Origin of the sequence: Caballeronia novacaledonica (genome assembly GCF_900258035.1) — a bacterium.
Taxonomy (GTDB): domain Bacteria; phylum Pseudomonadota; class Gammaproteobacteria; order Burkholderiales; family Burkholderiaceae; genus Caballeronia; species Caballeronia novacaledonica.
Genome location: NZ_OGTP01000011.1, coordinates 17,602 through 36,455, shown reverse-complemented (window position 1 = coordinate 36,455; position 18,854 = coordinate 17,602). Strand labels below are relative to the sequence as shown.

Genomic DNA, 18,854 nt, shown 5'->3' with positions numbered 1-18,854 from the left:
GAAGGCCGTTCACGCGGCCTGCTTTCTCTGAGAGGCGAAAGATGAAGACCATCAAAGGCCCGGCGATATTTCTCGCGCAGTTCATGGGCGATCAGCCGCCGTTCGATACGCTCGCGAACCTCGCGTCGTGGGCAAGCTCGCTCGGATACGAAGGCATCCAGGTGCCCGCCGATCCGCGTCTGATCGATCTGGAAAAAGCCGCGTCGAGCGATGCCTATTGCGACGACATCCGCCGCACGGTGGACGATGCGGGCGTGGCGATCACCGAATTGTCGACGCATTTGCAAGGCCAGTTGATCGCGGTTCATTCCGCCTACGACACGCTGTTCGACGGCTTCGCCGCTCCGCACGTGCGCGGCGATCCGGCGGCGCGCACGGAATGGGCGACGGCGCAATTGAAGCTCGCGGCGGCGGCGTCGAAGCGTCTGGGCCTGAATTCGCACGTGACGTTTTCGGGCGCGCTCGCGTGGCCGTATGTCTATCCGTGGCCGCAGCGTCCGGCGGGTCTCGTCGAAGCCGCGTTCGAGGAACTCGCGAGACGCTGGCGCCCGATTCTCGACGAGTTCGACCGCGCGGGCATCGACGTCTGCTACGAACTGCATCCGGGCGAAGACCTGCACGACGGCGTCACGTTCGAGCGCTTTCTCGCGGCGGTGGACGATCATCCGCGCGCGAACATCCTGTTCGATCCGAGTCACTTCGTGCTGCAGCAACTCGATTACCTCGCGTTCATCGATATTTATCACGCGCGCATCAAGGCGTTTCATGTGAAGGACGCGGAGTTCCGGCCGAACGGAAAGCAGGGCGTGTACGGCGGCTATTCGGGATGGACCGATCGCGCGGGACGTTTTCGTTCATTGGGCGACGGCCAGATCGACTTCAAGGCGATCTTCTCGAAAATGGCGCAATACGATTTTCCCGGCTGGGCCGTGCTCGAATGGGAGTGCGCGTTGAAGCATCCGGAAGACGGCGCGCGCGAGGGCGCGGTGTTCATTCGCGACCACATCATCCGCGTGGCCGGGCGCGCGTTCGATGACTTCGCCGGCAGCGGCGCGAGCCGCGAGCAGATGCGCGGCGTGCTCGGACTGGGGGACGAGCGATGAATCGCGTGCGCTTGGGCATGGTCGGCGGCGGCGAGGGCGCGTTCATCGGCGCGGTGCATCGGATCGCGGCGCGGCTCGACGATCGTTATGAGCTCGTCGCGGGCGCGTTGTCGTCGGATGCGCGGCGCGCGGCGTCGAGCGCGGCGGCGATCGGGCTTGCGCGCAGCTACGACGATTATCGCGAGATGGCGCGCATCGAGGCGGGGCGCTCGGACGGCATCGAGGCGGTGGCGATCGTCACGCCGAATCATCTGCATGCGCCGGTCGCCACGGCGTTTCTCGAAGCCGGCATTCACGTGATTTGCGACAAGCCGCTCACCGTATCGCTCGATGAAGGCGAGGCGCTGGCGAAACTCGCGCGCGACAAGGATCGCGTGTTCGCGGTGACTTACACGTACACGGGCTATCCGCTCGTGCGTCACGCGCGCGGGATGGTGCGGCGCGGCCTGCTCGGCGACATTCGCGTCGTGCAGGTGGAGTATGCGCAGGACTGGCTGTCGCTGCCCGTCGAGACGCAGGCGAACCGGCAGGCGCTGTGGCGCACCGATCCGGCGCTGGCGGGTCCGGCGGGCTGTCTCGGCGATATCGGCACGCACGCGTATCAGCTCGCGGAATACGTGACCGGCATGCGGCCGGCGGAATTGTCGGCGGACGTGACGACGTTCGTGCCGCATCGCCGTGTCGACGATCACGTGCAGGCGATGTTCCGTTATCCCGGCGGCGCGCGCGGCATGTTATGGGCGAGCCAGGTCGCGGCGGGCGAGGAGAATGCGTTGCGCCTGCGTGTGTACGGCACGAAGGCGGGCATCGCATTCGATCAACAGACGCCGAACGAATTGTGGTTCACGCCGATCGGCGGCGCGTCGGAACGGATCACGCGCGGGCGCGTGCAAAGCCCCGAAGCGCTGCATGCGACGCGCGTTCCGGCGGGGCATCCGGAAGGGTATCTGGAAGCGTTTGCGCAGCTTTATACGGACGCGGCGGCGTGCATCGCGAGCGGAACCACGCAGGGAGACGACTGGCTGACGACCGTCGAGGATGGAGTCGCGGGACTGAGGTTCGTCGATGCCGTATTGAGGAGCGGCGAGCGGAACGGCGAGTGGGTGGCGCTGGGATAAAAAACGGGGCGGCCCGCAAGCCGCCCCGTTCGCACTTACGCTGACGCCATCACGCCCAGTTCGCGTGAAAGCTCCCTTCCTTGTCCGTGCGCTCGAACGTATGCGCGCCGAAGAAATCCCGCTGCGCCTGCACGAGATTCGCGGGCAGCCGTTCCGACCGATACCCGTCGAAATAGGCGATCGCCGACGAGAACGCGGGCACCGGAATCCCCGCTTTCACGGCCGCGACGATCACGTCGCGCAATGCTTCCTGATACTTCGCGGCGATATCGCTGAAATACGGATCGAGCAGCAGATTCGCGAGCTGCGGATTCTTCTCATACGCGTCGGTGATCTTCTGCAGGAAGCGCGCGCGGATGATGCAGCCCGCGCGGAAGATCTTGGCGATCTCGCCGTAATGCAGATCCCAGTTGTACTCTTCCGACGACGCGCGCAACTGCGCAAAGCCTTGCGCATAAGACACGATTTTCGACAGATACAACGCCCGCCGCACCGACTCGACGAACGCCGCGCGATCGCCATCGAACTTCGGCGTCGGGCCGGACAGCACCTTCGCCGCCGCGACACGCTGCGTCTTGAGCGACGACAGCACGCGCGCGAACACCGCTTCCGTGATCAAAGGCAACGGCGCGCCGAGGTCCAACGCATTCTGGCTCGTCCACTTGCCGGTGCCCTTTTGCGCGGCGCGGTCGAGAATGACATCGACGAGATCCTTGCCGGTTTCGTCGTCTTTCTTCGAGAAGATCTTCGACGTGATCTCGATCAGATAGCTGTCCAGCTCGCCCTGATTCCACTCGACATACACCTTGCCCAGTTCTTCGTTCGACAAACCGGCGACGCGCTTGAGCACGTCATAGCTCTCGGCGATCAGTTGCATGTCGCCGTACTCGATGCCGTTGTGCACCATTTTCACGAAATGGCCCGCGCCGTCCGGACCCATGTACGCGACGCACGGCTCGCCGTCCGGCGCCTTCGCCGCGATCTCGGTGAGGATCGGCGCGACGAGTTCGTAGGCTTCCTTCTGTCCGCCCGGCATGATCGACGGGCCTTTCAGCGCGCCTTCCTCGCCGCCCGACACGCCCGTGCCGATGAAATGCAGCCCCGACTTCGCGAGATCCTGATTGCGGCGGATGGTGTCGGTGAAATGCGTGTTGCCGCCGTCGATGAGAATGTCGCCCTTTTCGAGCAGCGGACGCAGCGAAGCGATGGTTTCGTCGGTGCCGGCGCCCGCCTTCACCATCATCAGGATGCGGCGCGGCTTTTCGAGGGACTCGACGAACTCTTCGAGCGTGTAGGTCGGCACGAGCTTCTTGTCGGGATTCTCGGCAATCAGTTCGTCGGTTTTGGCGCGGCTGCGGTTGTAGACCGAAACGGCGTGACCGCGGCTCTCGATATTCAAGGCCAGATTGCGGCCCATGACGGCGAGGCCCACCACGCCGATAGCTTGTTTGCTCATGCTTGATCTCCGGATAACCGAAGCGTACGCGGCTCGTGGCGCGGCTTCGGGATGAAAACGTGTCGATGGGAGCGGCGCTCGCGTGAGAGGTCGTCTCGGGTTCGATCGGCGGCTCGATGGGCCGTGCGGCGATCCAATCGTCTTGCGCGAGCGCAGACCGCCCCGAATTTACCACTTCGAGGCGCATCCGGCAGGGGGCGCGCCGCACGATCGAGCGCCTGGCGTCGCGCCGTCTTAGAATGAACGCCCGCAACGAGCACGCCGCGAAGGCCACCCGGAACATGCCGCCCTCCCGGCGCGCGCGCAGCCATCATTATTCCGTCTACGTGATCGAACTCTCCGGCGCCGTCTGGAACGAAGCGCGTTTTCGCCGCGCGAATCCGGACTACGTGACCGGCAAGCCGTTCGTCTACGTGGGCATGACGGGCATCGATCCCGACGTGCGTTTCGACAAGCACAAGGCGGGCATCCAGTCGAACCGTTTCGTGCGCGAGTTCGGGCTGCGGCTCCTGCCGCATCTGTACGAGATGTACAACCCGATGCCCTACGACGGCGCGCGCGACATGGAAGTGGAACTGGCGATCGGCTTGCGGGAAGCGGGCTATGGCGTGTGGCAGGCTTGAAGCGGTGCATCTGACCAACAGGAGCGAGACATGCGGATTCTGGTAGTGGGCGCGGGGGCCATCGGCGGATATTTCGGCGCGCGGTTGCTCGAAGCGGGCAGGGACGTGACCTTCCTCGTGCGCGAGCGTCGAGCGGAGCGGCTGCGGCAATGCGGCCTGAAAGTGAAGAGCCCGGAAGGCGACCTCGCGTTCGCCTGTCCGCCGATGGTGCTCGCGAAGGACATCGGCCAGCCTTACGATCTCGTGCTGTTGAGCTGCAAGGCCTACGACCTGCAAGGCGCGATCGATTCCTTTGCGCCCGCGGCCGGCCCGAACACGGCGATCCTGCCGCTCCTGAACGGCATGGGCCATCTCGACGCGCTCGATGCGCGTTTCGATCCGGCGAACGTGCTCGGCGGCCAATGCGTGATCGCCGCGACGCTCGACGCCGAAGGCGAAATCCTGCATCTGAACAACATGCATTCGATGACCATCGGCGAACGCGCCGGCGGCCGCTCGGCGCGCATCGACGCGATCGCCGCGCAACTCGGCGGCGCGGGCTTCGAGCTGAACGTGAGCGAGGACATCCTGCAATCGATGTGGGACAAGTGGGTGTTCCTCGCGACGCTCGCGACGGGCACCTGCCTGATGCGCGCGCCCATCGGCGACATTCTCGCGTCGCCGGGCGGCGAAGCGCTGCTGTTCCGTCTCTTCGACGAATGCTGCGGCATCGCCGCCGACAACGCGCACGCGCCGGGCGAGGCGGTGGTCGCGCGCGCGCGAGCGTTCTTCTCGGAACGCGGCTCGCTGATGACCGCGTCGATGCTGCGCGACCTGGAGAACGGCGCGCCGATCGAGGCGGACCACGTCGTCGGGGACTTGCTGGCGCGGCGGCGCACGGAGACCGTCGGCTTGTCGGCGCTGGCGGTGGCTTTTTCGCATCTGAAAGCCTATGACGCGCGCCGCACGCGCATGGCGCGCGCCTGAGCTTTCGCAACTCGCGTTTCGAGCGCCGCCGAAACGGCGGCGCATTGTTTTGACCCGCGATGTCTCAAAAAATGACAGTTATAAATATTGGCTGACATAATTTTGGCCTTAGATTTAGCCTCCTGAAAGTTGCTGTAAATCAAAGCCGATTAATCGTTTTCCTTATCTTATTAGTCATATAAATAGCTGGCTCGCAGACGCGCATTGCCTTCGGGTAATGCACGCGTTCTGCTTTTGCCATCCGATTTTCCGGTGGCCGGACTCCGAGTTTGCATGAAAGCCTCCGTGATTAAGAACCTACATAAAAAGCACGATATGTATCGTTCTGTTAAAAATGAAAAAAAATTTTTCTAAAACGAAAACACGGCTCGTCGAGACCATTTCATTTGCATTAATGGCGGCATTTCATGTAAGGAGTTATTAAATGAGAATCAGAAGTTCGCCGGTGATCCCGTCGCTCGTCTGCGCGGGCATTCCGTTGGATGGCGCGCAGGTCGGCGTGGTCGTCCGTATCGTCGACTCGGATGCGTCGGTCTATGTGAATTACCTCGTTCAAGCGCCCGACGGCAAGCAATATTGCGCTCAGATGGATGTCCGGCGCCGGGGCAACCGCGATGCGCTATTGCGGCTCGCGCTCGAATCCGGGCGATTCGTGATGGTGTTCGGCGGGATAAACAGTTATGTGAAAGCGGCTGTGGTTGGAGCCCCCGGTCATACGCTTTGCGACGGCGGTGACGGGACTCAGACAAACCACGTGCGGACCGATTGTCTGTAAATGAACTATGGCGTGCCGCTCGATGATCTCGACGCGCGCGAATCAAAATCCTGGACAAAAAAGGATAGTAAGTGAAGAACGTTAATAATTGCGCCAACCCGGGCCTCGTTCGAGGCGGCATTACGCTCACGGGTGTCAAAGGCGGATTTCTCACCCGCATTATCGATTCGAACGATCTCGAGAACGTCAATTTCGTTCTCAAAACGGCCGAGGGCGCGTTGTATTGCGGCCAGTTGAATATCGCCACACATGAAAACAGAAACAATCTCTTGATGATGGCGCTGGATTACGGCCTGCCCATTACCCTTTCCGGCGACGATTCCGGAAACATAACCGGACTCGCCGTCGCGCCGAGCGATTCGGCCATTCCATCGCTGAGTTGTTCGTTTCTGAAATTACAGGACAGCCGCACGGGCATGGTGATGCGAATCGTCGATAAAGATCCGGGCTCGGCGGTCACCTATGTCCTTCAGGCGAACGACGGTTCCCGCTATTGCGCGCAGATGTGGCCGAGCCGGGACAATTACGACAACCGGAATCACCTCTTCATGATGGCGCTGCGCATGAACATACAGGTGACGATAGCGGGCGGCGCCAATCATGAAGTGACTTCCATTGCCGTCGGTTCGTAACTTCCGCTGACCTTGCGCTGGCCGTTGTCTCCCGCGCCCGCTCGCTTCGGCAGGCGGGCAAGGTTTCTGCTAACTTCAGCGGGACGAAAAAGACGCAAGGACGAGCCTCATGAGCATGAATATCGAATACGCGAAGACCGCGCCCGAACGCGTCGAGATCGACGCGCAGAGCGGCCCGATGGTCGTCGAGTTCGGCACCGACTGGTGCGGTTTCTGCCGCGCCGCGCAGCCGCTGATCGCGCAGGCGTTTCAGGGTCACGGCGCGGTGAAGCATATGAAAATCGAAGACGGCAGCGGGCGCCCGCTCGGCCGCTCGTTTCGCGTGAAGCTCTGGCCGACGCTCGTCTTCATGCTCGGCGGCAAGGAAGTCGCGCGGCTCGTGCGCCCCGGCGACGTCTCCGAAATCCGCGACGCGCTCGCGCTCATCGACGAACCGCTCGCGCAATAGCATCGCTCCGAGGGTTATTCCCCGGTCAAAGTCCGTCTCGAAAACTTGTATGATGACCCGATGACTTTACGAGCCGCATCGAGTCGCATGTTCGAGAAAATTCCGCCGCGCGCGCTGTCCGATTCGGTCGCGCAGCAATTGCAAAAGCTGATCGAGAAGGGCAGTTTCGCCGCGGCCGGCAAGCTGCCGACGGAAGCCGTGCTCGCGCAGGAATTCGGCGTGAGCCGCACGGTGATTCGCGAAGCCATCTCGCGTCTGAAGAACGAAGGCATGGTCGAGCCGCGGCAGGGCAGCGGCGTGTTTATCGTCGAGCGGGCGGGCATTCGGCCGTTGCGCATCGATTACGCGCAGGCGGTCGAGCCGGGCGCGGTCGTGCAGATTCTCGCGCTGCGCCGGGCGATCGAGGCGGAAGTCGCGTCCGAAGCCGCGCTGCGTCGCACCGACAAACAACTCGCCGCCATCGAAGACGCCCTGGCGCGCATCGACGAAGCCGTTCGCGAAGGCCGGGACGGCGTCGCGGAAGACGTTGCGTTTCATCGCGAAATCGCGAACGCGACAGGCAATCCGTACTTCCTGAAAACCCTCACCTTTCTGAACCAGTATCTCGAAGCGGGCACGCTCGTCACGCGCGGCAACGAGGCGCTGCGCGAGGATTTCATGCGCCAGGTGCGCGAGGAGCACGCGGCGATCGTCGAGGCGATCCGCTCGCACGATTCCGCCGCCGCGCGCGACGCCGCGCAAACTCATCTCATCAACGCCGCGCGCCGTCTGGCGGAAGCGGGCATCTGCTAATTCATCGGGAAGAAACGCCATGACGAGAAACGTGGGAGTCATCGGGCTGGGCGCAATGGGCATGGGCGTCGCGCGCTCCTTGTTGCGCGCGGGCTTCGCCGTCCATGCGTGCGATGTGCGCCAGCCCGTGCTCGATGCGTTCGCGGCCGAAGGCGGCATCGCGTGTGTATCGCCGGCGGAACTGGGCGGCAAGTGCGGCGTCGTGCTGACGGTCGTGGTCAACGCGGCGCAAACGGAAGCCGTGCTGTTCGGCGAGAACGGCGCACTCGGCGCGATGAAGCCCGGCAGCGTCGTGCTCGCGTGCGCGACGGTATCGCCGCAATTCGCCGCCGATTTAGGCAGGCGCATCGGCGAAAAAGGCGTGCTGCTGCTCGACGCGCCCTTGTCTGGCGGCGCGGCGAAGGCCAATTCCGGCGACATGACGATGATGACCTCCGGCCCCGCCGACGCCTACGCCGCATGCGAAGACGTGCTCGATGCGATCGCGGGCAAGGTTTATCGCCTGGGCGACGCGCACGGCGCGGGCTCGAAGGTGAAGATCATCAACCAGTTGCTCGCGGGCGTGCATATCGCGGCGGCCGCCGAAGCGATGGCGCTCGGCCTGCGCGAAGGCGTCGATCCCGAAGCGCTCTACGACGTCATCACGCACAGCGCCGGCAACTCGTGGATGTTCGAGAACCGCGTGCCGCACATTCTGACGGGCAATTACACGCCGCTCTCCGCCGTCGATATCTTCGTGAAGGATCTCGGCCTCGTGCTGGATACGGCGCGCACGTCGAAGTTTCCGCTGCCGCTTTCGGCGGCGGCGCACCAGATGTTCATGATGGCGTCCACGGCCGGTCACGGCGGCGAGGACGATTCCGCGGTCATCAAGATTTTTCCGGGCATCGAAGTCCCGAAGGGAGCGAAGGCATGACGCAAGCGGCGCAGGCACTGCTCGGCTGTATCGCCGACGATTTCACCGGCGCGACCGATCTCGCCAACATGCTCGTGCGCGGCGGCATGCGCACGGTGCAGACCATCGGCATTCCCGAAGCGGGCACGCGCATCGACGCGGACGCGATCGTCGTCGCGCTGAAATCGCGCACGATTCCCGCCGCCGACGCCGTGCGCCAGTCGCTCGACGCGCTCGAATGGCTGCGCGCGCAGGGTTGCCGCCAGTTCTTCTTCAAATATTGCTCGACGTTCGATTCCACCGATCGCGGCAACATCGGCCCGGTCGCGGAGGCGTTGCTCGACGCGTTGAAGGACGATTTCACGATCGCCTGCCCCGCGTTTCCCGAGAACGGCCGCACGATCTTTCGCGGCAATCTGTTCGTCGGCGACGTGCTGCTGAACGAGTCGGGCATGGAGAATCATCCGCTTACGCCGATGACCGATCCGAACCTCGTGCGCGTGCTGCAGCGTCAGACGAACGCGAAAGTCGGGCTGATTCGCTACGACACGATCGCGAAGGGCGCGGACGCGATCCGTGCGCGCATCGGCGAGCTGAAGAACGATGGCGTGCGCCTCGCCATCGCCGATGCGGTCTCCGACGCCGATCTCCACACGCTCGGCGAAGCGTGCCGCGGGCTTGCGCTGATCACGGGCGGCTCGGGCATCGCGCTGGGGCTTCCGGACAATTTTCGCGCGGCGAATCTGCTCGCGCATGCGGAACATGCCGCCGATCTGCCGAAGATCGAGGGCAAGTCGGTCGTGCTGGCGGGCAGCGCATCGAAGGCGACGAACGCGCAGGTCGCGCACTGGCGCGAATCGAAGCCGGGTTTCCGCATCGATCCGATGGCGCTCTCGCGGTGCGAGCCGGTGGTGCGCAACGCTGTCGAATTCGCGCGCAAGCACGACGAGCCGGTGCTTATCTACGCGACATCGTCGCCGGATGAAGTGAAGGCGGTGCAGAAGGAACTGGGCGTCGAGAAGGCGGGGCAACTGGTCGAAGATGCGCTCGCGTCGATTGCGCGCGCGTTGCGTGACGAAGGCGTGCGCAAGTTCGTGGTCGCGGGCGGCGAGACATCGGGCGCGGTCGTGCAGGCGCTCGATGTGCGGTCGTTGCGCATCGGGCCGCAGATCGATCCGGGCGTGCCGGCGACGCAATCCATCGGCGCGAACGCCGATGAATCGCTGGGCCTCGCACTGAAGTCCGGCAATTTCGGCGCGACCGATTTCTTCGAGAAGGCGCTGAAGGCACTGTGATGGCATCGAACGAAAACGCCATTCGCGAAGAGATTTGCCGGACAGGAAAGAGCCTGTACGAGCGCCGCTATACGGTCGGCAGCGCGGGCAACATCAGCGCGCGTCTGGACGACGGCTGGCTCATCACGCCGACCGACGCGTGCCTGGGCCGTCTCGATCCGAACGACATCGCGAAGGTCAATCTGAAAGGCGATCATGTATCGGGCGGACGGCCATCGAAGACGCTGGCACTGCATCGCCGCATCTACGAGAACAATGCGGAAGCGCGCGGCGTGGTGCACACGCATTCGACGCATCTCGTCGCGCTGACGCTGGCGGGCGTATGGAAAGCGGACGACGTCCTGCCGCCGATCACACCGTACTACGTGATGAAGGTGGGCCATGTGCCGTTGATCGCGTATCGCCGTCCGGGCGATGCGGCGGTTGCGGAAGAAGTGGCGGCGCTGGCGTCGAAGGTGCGCGCGGTGTTGCTGGAACGGCTTGGACCGGTGGTGTGGGAGAAATCGGTATCGCACGCGAGCTACGCGCTGGAGGAGTTGGAAGAGACGGCGCAGCTTTATCTGTCGACGATGCCGCGCCCCGAACCGTTACCGGAGGAAGCGATAGAGGATTTGAGGAAAACATTCGGCGCGCGCTGGTAACAGGAGCCAGAACCACCCGACGGCAGCGCGCAGCGCAGTGCCGGAGCTTGCCAGGGCTGAACCGGCGAGTTGAGCGGACTAGCGAGTCGGACCGTGCGCGATCCACGCCCGATGAGACCTATGAGGGCACTTGCTATAGCGGGGCCATCAGGTCGATCGCCTGTGCCGCGGCCGGCGTGAGGCACTTTGGATGGGGAAAGCTGTTTCTTTGGTTACTTTCTTTGCAGCAGCAAAGAAAGTAACTGCCGCCCCGCACAGGGGCAGAGCGAATAGACCGACACGAACACAGGATTCCATAGAAGCGCAAATCGAACAGAACCCAAGGAGCACATGCAAAATGCCAAGCTTTGCAGCAAATCTGACGATGATGTACCCGGAGCACGCGTTCCTGGACCGTTTCGCGGCGGCATCGAGCGACGGTTTCAAGGCGGTCGAATTCCTGTTCCCGTATGACTTCGCGGCGAGCGAAATCGAGCGGCGCCTGAAAGACAACGGCCTGACACAAGCGCTCTTCAACGCCCCGCCGGGCGACTGGTCGAAGGGCGAGCGCGGCATCGCATCCTTGCCGGGAAGGGAAAAGGAATTCAAGGAAAGCGTCGCGAAGGGACTCGAATACGCCGCCGTGCTCGGCAACAAAAAACTGCATGTGATGGCGGGCCTGATCGCCCCTGACCAGCCGCGAGAGCAACATCGCGCGGTGTATTTGAAAAACCTCGAATACGCCGCGAAGGAAGCCGAAAAGGCGGGCATTGGCATCGTGATAGAGCCGATCAACACCCGCGACATCCCCGGTTTCTTCCTGAACCGTCAGGACGAAGCGCAAGCCGTCTGCGATGCGATCGCCGCCCCGAACCTGCAAGTGCAGTTCGACATCTATCACTGCCAGATCGTGGAAGGCGATATCGCGATCAAGCTGAAACGCGACATGACGCGCCCGAACGCGGGCATCGGCCATATTCAGATCGCGGGCGTGCCGGATCGGCACGAGCCGGATATCGGCGAACTCAATTATCCCTACCTATTCGAGCTGATCGATTCGCTCGGCTACGAGGGCTTCGTCGGCTGCGAATACAAACCGAAAACCAACACGTCCGAAGGTCTCGGCTGGCTCAAACCTTATCTGTGAAAAAGGACGCGACCCAATGAAAATTCTCATCACCGGCGGCGCAGGCTTTCTCGGTCAGCGTCTCGCGAAGCGGCTGCTCGAACGCAACGAACTGAACGGCGAACCGGTCACGGAACTGGTGCTGCTGGACGTCGCGCGCCCGAGCGACGAACACCTCATCAACGACGAACGCGTGCGCGCCGAAACCGGCGACATCTCCGATCCAGCCGTGCTGCGACGCCACATCGACACGCGTACGGAAGCCGTCTTTCATCTCGCCGCCATCGTGAGCGGCCAGGCCGAAGCGGACTTCGATCTCGGCATGAAGATCAATCTCGACGCGTCGCGCGCGTTGCTCGAAGTGTGTCGCGCGGCGGGCCACAAGCCGCGCGTCGTGTTCACGAGTTCGGTCGCGGTGTACGGCGGCGCGCTGCCCGACATCGTGCAGGACGACACCGCGCTCAATCCGCAATCGTCGTACGGAACGCAGAAAGCCATCGCCGAGTTGCTGCTTTCCGACTACGCGCGGCGCGGTTTCGTCGATGGCCGCGTGCTGCGGCTTCCGACCATCAGCGTGCGGCCGGGCAAGCCGAACGCGGCGGCTTCGTCGTTTGCGAGCGGCATCATTCGCGAGCCGCTGAACGGCGAGCGCTCGACCTGCCCCGTCGATGGCGAAACCCGCGTCTGGCTCCTGTCGCCGAAAAGCGCGATCGAGGCGCTGATCGCGGGCTGCGAAATCGATCGCGAGAAGCTCGGGCTCAGGCCGGTCGTCAATCTGCCGGGCTTGTCGGTCAGCGTGAACGAGATGGTCGCGGCGCTGCGCGAAGTGGCGGGCGAGGAAGCCGTGCAGCGCATCGACTGGCAGCGCGACGAGCGCATCGAGAAGATCGTCGGCAGTTGGCCGGGCGCCTGGGACACGGCGCGCGCGGAGCAACTGGGCCTCACGGGCGACAAGAATTTCGCCGACGTGATCCGCGCCTATATCGCCGACGAACGTCCCTAATCCCAAAGTCTGCAGCTTGAACCGGACATCGCGCGCGCGATGTCCGCGTCCCGCGCACCTGTCGTGCTTACATGTGCATTTCCGGGCTACACTTATCTCTTAAATGTGACGAACGTCGGCCCGGCGCTACGTGCACCACGTTGAACCACGAGCGGTCGCAAGCTCGTATCTCGCTCGCTTTCGTGCTTTTTGCGCCTTCGCAGCGCCGGTTTTCGCGGCGCGCGTCCCGTCGTCCCGAGACCACACCCTTCCCGCGCGGGAGATTCCCATGTTGTTGCATCAGCTAGTCGATCGATTCGGCCCGGCGATCGTATTCATCAACGTAATGGGCTCGGCACTCGGGCTGCCGGTGCCCGCGATGCCGACGATGATCGTCGTCGGCGCGTCCATCGCGCTGATGGCCGTGAACGGCGGCGCGTTCTGGCCGGCGCTGGCGGGCGTGCTGTGCGTGGCGGTGGCGGGCGGCGTGCTCGGCGATCTCGTGTGGTTCCAGGGCGGGCGCCGGTACGGCGACAAGACGCTCAAGACCATCTGCAAGCTGTCCCTTTCGCGCGATACCTGCGTGAAGAAGACCGAGCGCTTTTTCGGCCGCTGGGGCGTGCGCATTCTGCTCGTCGCGAAGTTCATTCCCGGTCTGTCGCTCGTTTCCGTGCCGCTCGCGGGCGCGATGGGCGTGAAGCTGCGCAGTTTCATCGCGTACGACGGCGCGGGCGTTGCGCTGTGGGGCGCGCTCGGGCTGACCGTCGGCGTCATTTTCGCGGCGCAGCTCGAAATGGTCTTCGCGATGATCTCGCAGCTCGGGCGGCAGGCGGTGGTCGTCGTCGCGGTGCTGCTCGCGATTTACGTCGCGTATCGCTGGTGGCGCCGCCGCGCGCTCATGGCGACGCTGGAAAAGGCGCGCATCAGCGTGGATCAGCTCTACGCGCTGATGAACGACGAGCCGCTTCCCGTGATTTTCGATATCCGCTCGCCGGAAAAGCGCATGCTCGATCCGGCCGCGATCCCCGGCTCGCTTTTCGCCGACGAACGCGATCTCGCGACGATCATCGAGAACTACGACAAGTCGCGCAAGGTCGTCATTTACTGCTCCTGTCCGAACGAAGTGTCGGCTGCTTGGATGGCCAAGACCATGCGCAACGCGGGTTTTCGCGACGTCGTGCCGCTCACGGGCGGACTGGACGCGTGGCGGCTCGCCGGTTTCGAGGTGGCGACGCTGACGGAGTTCGGCGAACTCGCGGCGACCACGCCCGAGGAAGTCGCGGAAATGGCGGCGATGTGCCCCTGGCCGGTGAAATCGGCGGCGGCGTCCGCGGGCTCGGCATCGCTGCATGAAGCTGGTTTTCCACACGGAGATCGCGCATGAGTACAACGCCGTTCAACGAGCCTGGCCAGGGCATGCCGAATGTCGTCGCATGGAGCGCGCGCGAGCCGCTCGCGAATCCCGATCCGAACGTCGTGCCGTCGCCCGCCGCTGCCGCCGCCGAGGACAGCGCGCCTTTCTCGCCGCTCGAAACGCGCACGCACCAGATGTTCCCGCGCCTGACCGACAACGAAGTCGAGCGCATGAGCCGCTTCGGAACGGCGTCGCACTGGCGTCAGGGCGAGTGGCTGTTCCGCATGGGCGAGACGGGGCGCGGCATGGTGATCGTCCTGAAAGGGCTCGTACGGGTGACGCGGCGCAACGCGCTCGGGCAGCAGCATCTCGTCGTCGAGCACGGGCCGGGGCACTTTCTGGCGGAAGTGGCGCAGCTTTCGGGCAAGCCCTGTCTCGTCGATGGCGTCGCCGCCGAGGATGTCGACGGCATCGTGATTCCGCCGGAGCGGCTGCGCGCGCTGCTCGTCGCCGAAGCGGAACTGGGCGAGCGCATCATGCGCGCGCTGATTCTGCGCCGCGTCGGGCTGATCGAAAAGGGCAGCGGACCGGTGCTGCTCGGCCAGTCGGACGATGGCCGTCTGGTTTCGCTGCAAGGCTTTCTGCGGCGTAACGGTTATCCGCACACGGTGATCGACGCCTGCGCCGATCCCGACGCGATCTCGCTGCTCGAACGCATATCGGCGTCGACGTCCGATTTCCCGCTCGTCATCTGTCCGGACGGCACCGTGCTGCGCGCGCCGAGCGAGAATCAGATCGCGACGCAGCTCGGCTGGCTGCCCGAGTTCGATCCGGCGCATGTCTACGATGTCGCGATCGTCGGCGCGGGGCCGGCGGGACTCGCGACGGCGGTGTATGCGGCGTCCGAAGGTTTGTCGGTGGCGGTGTTCGATTGCCGCGCGCCGGGCGGGCAGGCGGGCGCGAGCTCGCGCATCGAAAACTATCTCGGTTTCCCGACCGGCATTTCCGGGCAGGCGCTTGCCGGCCGCGCGTTCGTGCAGGCGCAGAAGTTCGGCGCGCATATCGCGATTCCGACCAAGATCAAGGCGCTGCATTGCAATTGCAATCCGATCCAGATCGAACTGGAAAACGGCAAGCGCGTGACGACGCAGACGGTGGTGATCGCGTCGGGGGCGGCGTATCGTCGGCCGGACATTGCCGGGCTGGAGCGTTACGAAGGGCACGGGACGTATTACTGGGCGTCGCCGGTCGAGGCGAAGCTGTGCAAGAACTCGGAAGTCGTGCTGGTCGGCGGTGGCAATTCGGCGGGACAGGCGGTCGTTTATCTCGCGACGCACGCGAAGCACGTGCATCTGTTGATTCGCGGCGCGGGCCTTTCGGCGAGCATGTCGCATTATCTGGTGGAGCGGATTGGCTCGTTGCCGAACGTGACGGTGCGCACGCATACGCAGATCACATCGCTGGATGGCGATGGCCGCGCGCTGACAGCCGTCAATTGCACGACGCCGGATGGGCCGCTTACGATCGATTCGCGGCATCTGTTTTTGTTCACCGGCGCCGATCCGAATACGGATTGGCTGCGCAATTGCAACGTGAATGTCGATGGCAAAGGGTTCGTGCTGACCGGGCCCGAGGCGCATGACGGTCGCACAGAAGGCGTGATGGCGCTGGAAACCAGCGTACCGGGGGTGTTCGCCATCGGCGATGTGCGGTCGAGTTCGACGAAGCGCGTCGCGGCGGCGGTCGGCGAAGGGGCTGCGGTGGTTGCCCAGATTCATGGGCTGCTTGCGCAGCGGGAGGCTTTGGAGGTTGCAACGCGGTGATCGTTCTTTTGTTTGTTGCCGGATCCCGATTTGTTATTGGTTTATTAGTGTTGCCCCTGTGCGGGGCGGCAGTCACTTTCTTTGCTGCTGCAAAGAAAGTAACCAAAGAAAGCAGCTTTTCCATCCAAAGTGCTTCATGCCGGCCGCGGCACAGGCGATTGACCTAATGGCCCCCAGAGTAGCGAGTGCCCTCAAAGGTCTTATCGGGCTTGGCTCGCGCACGGTCTGACTCATCGCATCACACAACAAACTGGTTCAGCACAAAACAGCTCCGGCCCGCTTCGCGGCCGATGGGTTAATCGGGGGCTGCGTGCGCTTCTTTCTCGCTGGTTTCCCTCGCATACCCAACGGCAGCGCGCAGCGCTGTGCCGATGCCATTTCGTGCTGAACCAGCGCCTTAAAACATGTGGGGCGGCAGACCGTGCGCGAGCCAAGTCCGATTGGGCCTGTGAGGGCGACACTTAGGCGAGTGCCATCGACAGGGAGAAAATTGGCCAAGTTGCGTGTGACAGCGGGCCTGAAAAGCTGCTTTCTTTGGTTACTTTCTTTGCAGCAGCAAAGAAAGTGACTGCCGCCCCGCACAGGGGCAGTGCTAATAGACCGACGCGAAAGCAAGTTTCATTCAGACCCTCGAAAGCCCCAAAAGCCCCGCATTACTTTCTTCGCAGCAGCAAAGAAAGTGACCGCCGCCCGCACAGGGGCAGTGCGAATAAACCGACACGAACTCAGGATTCCAAACAAAAAGAACTCAAAAAGGAAACCGTAAAGAAAACTCGATCCAGGCATCGCGCGTGCAGACGGCGGTCACGTTACCGCCATGCAACCGCATGATGGCTTGCACGATCGACAACCCCAACCCACTCGACTCAGTGAATTCACTACGCGCCGCATCGCCGCGATAAAAGCGATCGAAAAGCCTCGCAAGCTCTTCCTCCCCGAGGCTGGCGCCAAGCCGATTACCGACCACGACAACAGCACCGCCGGCATCCGCGCGGCCGCTCAAGCGCACCACACTCCCGGCCGTCGCATAACGCACCGCATTCACGACCACATTGCCAATCGCCCTCCGGCACATAATTGCGTTTGCAACCATTTCGCCATCGGCGTCGATATCGAACGTGATGCGGCGTTCATCGGCGATACCTTCGAAGTAAGCGCCGATGGTTTCGAGCTCCTCGCGGATATCGAGCCTTTCGCGCTCGATCTGCTGCTGCCCATGATCCGCCTGCGCAAGAAACAGAATGTTCTGCGCGATGCGCGCAAGCCGCTCAAGCTCCTCCAGATTCGATTCGAGCACGCTGCGATATTCCACGACATTGCGCTCATGCGCGAGCGCAACCTGCGTTTCGCCGATCAACACGCCGATCGGCGTGCGCAGTTCATGCGCGAGATCGGCGGAGAATTGCAGCAGGCGTTCATAGCCGTGTTCGAGACGATCGAGCATCGCATTGAACGACGCCGCGAGGCTCTGCAATTCGGCGGGCGCATGCGCGACATCGAGCCGTGCGGAAAGGCGGTTCGGCGTGATTTCCGCGGCTTTTTCGGCCATCGCCTTGAGCGGCACGAGTCCGCGGCTCGTGACCCAGTACGCGAGCAGAAGCGTCACGAGCACCGCGCCGATCACGTTGATCCACACGCGCTTGAGATACGCCGACAGGACGATCGCCTCTTGCGTCATCACATGCGCCGCGATGATCTCGACCACTTCGCCGCTCTCGCCGATACGCGCCTGCGCGCCGACCCAACGCATGCGCACGCCATCCGCACGCGAGCCTTCGTAGAGATCGTCGAGTCCGATGGCTCGCGTCATCGGCACGATATGAAGCGGCGGCAATGGCATCTGTTCCGGATTGACGTTGATGAATGCCGCCGAGCCCGCGCGCCGGAACATGATGACGTCCTGCCGGTCGCCGAGCATCGTTTCGAAGAGCTTCGGCCGCGCTTCGATTTCATTGATCGTGTAGAGATCGTGCAGCAGCGAGCGGAAATGCTCGACGCGCCCGATCAGTTGATAATCCGCACGCGTGGACAGCGCGCGATTCGTCGCGTGATAGAGCGACGCGCCGACCATGCCGACCACGATGCACACGATCACCGCAAACGAGAGCGCGATGCGTACCGCAAGCGAACGCGAAGGCCGGTTCAAGGATTCTCCCCGAACGAATAGCCGATGCTGCGCACCGTATGAATCAGCTTGAGATCGAACGGGTTGTCGATCTTCGCACGCAGCCGCTTCACCGCGACATCGACGACATTGGTGTCGCTGTCGAAGTTCATGTCCCACACTTCCGATGCGATAAGCGTGCGCGAAAGCGCCTCGCCCTGATGCTTGCAAAAGAGATGCAGCAGCGCGAACTCCTTGTTCGTCAGCACGATATCGATACCCTTGCGCGTGACCTTGCGGCGCAGGACATCGACTTGCAGATCGGCGATCTGAAACGTATCCGATTCGCGCATCACGCCGCGCCGCAACAGCGTGCGAATACGCAGCACGAGTTCGGTGAACGAAAAAGGCTTGACGAGGTAATCGTCCGCGCCGAGTTCGAGTCCGTGAATGCGGTCCGTCACGTGATCGCGCGCGGTGAGAAAAATGACAGGCAGGTCACGTTTCGCGCGCAACGCGGACATCACCTGCCAGCCGTCGATGCCGGGAAGCATTACGTCGAGCACGATCAGTTCATACGGATTCGCGAGCGCCTGATGCAAGCCGTCCGTGCCGTTGCGCACGAGTTCGACCTGATAACCGGACTCGATGAGCCCTTTTTTCAGGTAGTCGCCGGTCTTGCGGTCGTCTTCGATAACGAGAATGGTCATGCTGTTGCTGCATCGAATGGATTGCCGTCATT

The 18,854-nt window shown here is 63.2% G+C and carries 18 protein-coding genes; 15 read left to right on the top strand and 3 right to left on the bottom strand.

The window, feature by feature from the left end:
* Window positions 1–41: 41 nt before the first annotated feature.
* Entirely contained in the window at window positions 42–1,103 is a 1,062-nt protein-coding gene (locus NOV72_RS17060; RefSeq protein ID WP_106855781.1) for a sugar phosphate isomerase/epimerase family protein, read from the top strand.
* Window positions 1,100–2,221, top strand: a complete 1,122-nt coding sequence (locus NOV72_RS17055) for a Gfo/Idh/MocA family protein (protein WP_106855780.1) — start codon at window positions 1,100–1,102, stop codon at window positions 2,219–2,221. Before NOV72_RS17060 ends, NOV72_RS17055 begins: the two co-directional genes overlap by 4 nt.
* 49 nt (window positions 2,222–2,270) lie before the next feature.
* Here NOV72_RS17055 and gndA read toward each other — a convergent pair whose 3' ends face one another.
* The gene (gene gndA / locus NOV72_RS17050) at window positions 2,271–3,677 is read right to left on the bottom strand and encodes an NADP-dependent phosphogluconate dehydrogenase (RefSeq protein ID WP_106855779.1); all 1,407 of its coding nucleotides are present in this window, start codon (window positions 3,675–3,677) and stop codon (window positions 2,271–2,273) included.
* A 281-nt stretch (window positions 3,678–3,958) separates the two neighbouring features.
* On the opposite strand from gndA, the gene NOV72_RS17045 reads away from it, so the two are divergent.
* From NOV72_RS17045 to NOV72_RS16985, 13 genes are all read left to right on the top strand, one after another.
* Window positions 3,959–4,300, top strand: coding sequence for a hypothetical protein (locus tag NOV72_RS17045; protein ID WP_106855895.1), 342 nt, complete (start codon window positions 3,959–3,961; stop codon window positions 4,298–4,300).
* A gap of 30 nt (window positions 4,301–4,330) precedes the next feature.
* Window positions 4,331–5,266: a 2-dehydropantoate 2-reductase gene (panE, locus tag NOV72_RS17040; RefSeq protein WP_106855778.1), complete on the top strand. Its 936-nt coding sequence runs from the start codon at window positions 4,331–4,333 to the stop codon at window positions 5,264–5,266.
* A gap of 424 nt (window positions 5,267–5,690) precedes the next feature.
* Window positions 5,691–6,041: a hypothetical protein gene (locus NOV72_RS17035; protein WP_106855777.1), complete on the top strand. Its 351-nt coding sequence runs from the start codon at window positions 5,691–5,693 to the stop codon at window positions 6,039–6,041.
* A 71-nt stretch (window positions 6,042–6,112) separates the two neighbouring features.
* Window positions 6,113–6,673 carry a hypothetical protein gene (locus NOV72_RS17030; protein ID WP_106855776.1) on the top strand — a complete coding sequence of 187 codons (561 nt, stop codon included), beginning with the start codon at window positions 6,113–6,115 and terminating at the stop codon, window positions 6,671–6,673.
* A 109-nt stretch (window positions 6,674–6,782) separates the two neighbouring features.
* Complete coding sequence (locus NOV72_RS17025; RefSeq protein ID WP_106855775.1) at window positions 6,783–7,121, top strand: thioredoxin family protein; 339 nt, start codon at window positions 6,783–6,785, stop codon at window positions 7,119–7,121.
* Window positions 7,122–7,208: 87 nt separating this feature from the next.
* Window positions 7,209–7,913 (top strand): FadR/GntR family transcriptional regulator, encoded by a 705-nt coding sequence (locus tag NOV72_RS17020; protein WP_106855774.1) that lies wholly within the window; start codon window positions 7,209–7,211, stop codon window positions 7,911–7,913.
* A gap of 19 nt (window positions 7,914–7,932) precedes the next feature.
* Window positions 7,933–8,829 (top strand): L-threonate dehydrogenase, encoded by an 897-nt coding sequence (ltnD, locus tag NOV72_RS17015; protein ID WP_106855773.1) that lies wholly within the window; start codon window positions 7,933–7,935, stop codon window positions 8,827–8,829.
* Window positions 8,826–10,103: a 3-oxo-tetronate kinase gene (otnK, locus tag NOV72_RS17010; RefSeq protein ID WP_106855772.1), complete on the top strand. Its 1,278-nt coding sequence runs from the start codon at window positions 8,826–8,828 to the stop codon at window positions 10,101–10,103. The genes ltnD and otnK overlap by 4 nt, the downstream gene beginning before the upstream one ends.
* The gene (otnC, locus tag NOV72_RS17005; protein WP_106855771.1) at window positions 10,103–10,744 is read left to right on the top strand and encodes a 3-oxo-tetronate 4-phosphate decarboxylase; all 642 of its coding nucleotides are present in this window, start codon (window positions 10,103–10,105) and stop codon (window positions 10,742–10,744) included. The genes otnK and otnC overlap by 1 nt, the downstream gene beginning before the upstream one ends.
* Before the next feature lie 337 nt (window positions 10,745–11,081).
* Window positions 11,082–11,870 carry a 2-oxo-tetronate isomerase gene (otnI, locus tag NOV72_RS17000; protein WP_106855770.1) on the top strand — a complete coding sequence of 263 codons (789 nt, stop codon included), beginning with the start codon at window positions 11,082–11,084 and terminating at the stop codon, window positions 11,868–11,870.
* Between the two features lie 16 nt (window positions 11,871–11,886).
* Entirely contained in the window at window positions 11,887–12,852 is a 966-nt protein-coding gene (gene denD, locus NOV72_RS16995) for a D-erythronate dehydrogenase (protein WP_106855769.1), read from the top strand.
* 271 nt (window positions 12,853–13,123) lie between these two features.
* Entirely contained in the window at window positions 13,124–14,215 is a 1,092-nt protein-coding gene (locus tag NOV72_RS16990; RefSeq protein ID WP_425428736.1) for a DedA family protein/thiosulfate sulfurtransferase GlpE, read from the top strand.
* 32 nt (window positions 14,216–14,247) lie between these two features.
* Window positions 14,248–16,008, top strand: a complete 1,761-nt coding sequence (locus NOV72_RS16985) for an FAD-dependent oxidoreductase (RefSeq protein ID WP_425428735.1) — start codon at window positions 14,248–14,250, stop codon at window positions 16,006–16,008.
* A 748-nt stretch (window positions 16,009–16,756) separates the two neighbouring features.
* Here NOV72_RS16985 and NOV72_RS16975 read toward each other — a convergent pair.
* Together NOV72_RS16975 and NOV72_RS16970 are read right to left on the bottom strand one after the other, a co-directional pair.
* Complete coding sequence (locus tag NOV72_RS16975; RefSeq protein WP_106855765.1) at window positions 16,757–18,154, bottom strand: heavy metal sensor histidine kinase; 1,398 nt, start codon at window positions 18,152–18,154, stop codon at window positions 16,757–16,759.
* Window positions 18,151–18,822, bottom strand: coding sequence for a heavy metal response regulator transcription factor (locus NOV72_RS16970; protein WP_106855764.1), 672 nt, complete (start codon window positions 18,820–18,822; stop codon window positions 18,151–18,153). Before NOV72_RS16970 ends, NOV72_RS16975 begins: the two co-directional genes overlap by 4 nt.
* Between the last annotated feature and the right edge of the window lie 32 nt (window positions 18,823–18,854).